The sequence below is a fragment of the Vibrio sp. 1580 genome (genome assembly GCF_033340055.1).
This window is the reverse complement of sequence record NZ_JAWOVT010000271.1, coordinates 1-713: the sequence shown is the minus strand read 5'-3', so window position 1 is coordinate 713 and position 713 is coordinate 1. Positions and strand designations below refer to the sequence as shown.

General features: G+C 42.2%; 1 pseudogene. It reads left to right on the top strand.

What is annotated here, in order from left to right:
- Window positions 1-188 precede the first annotated feature (188 nt).
- Window positions 189-713: pseudogene (locus R7093_RS25450) on the top strand (peptidase); the annotation flags it as partial.

Genomic DNA, 713 nt, shown 5'->3' with positions numbered 1-713 from the left:
AACTTCTAATGTTGAGTAAATGTTAATCAGAACGCGGAGCTAACCATCAAAAAGCTCCGTTTTTTTATAGAAAGACTTGTATTCTGATACCACAACCCATACAAATAGCTTATATCGTGATACCAGTTAAAGGGTTTGAGACCTGTAAACTGGTATTTTTGTAGTTCGACATACAAGGATTTATGGACATGTCTCAAGCTCCCCAGGCGAAATATCGTAAAGATTATCAAGCGCCATCCCACACAATTACTGATATTGATCTTACGTTTGATCTTTACGACAGCGACACCATCGTTACTGCACTATCAAAAGTAGTTCAAAAGGGTGAATCAACGACTCTAGAACTGGATGGTGAAGGGTTAGAGCTTCGTTCAGTTAAGGTGAACGGCGAAGATTGGGCGCATCATGAAGTTAAAGAGGCGTCCCTAGTACTGTCTGACTTACCTGCTGAGTTCGAACTTGAAATCATCACTAAAATTGATCCTGAAGCCAACACCGCACTTGAAGGTCTGTACAAATCTGGTGGTGCATTCTGTACACAGTGTGAAGCAGAAGGCTTCCGCCGCATCACGTATTACTTAGATCGTCCAGACGTACTGGCAAAATACACAACCAAAGTCATTGCAGATAAAGCAACATATCCATACTTGCTCAGCAATGGTAACCGTATTGCACAAGGCGAAGCAGAGAACGGTCGTCATTGGGTTCAATGG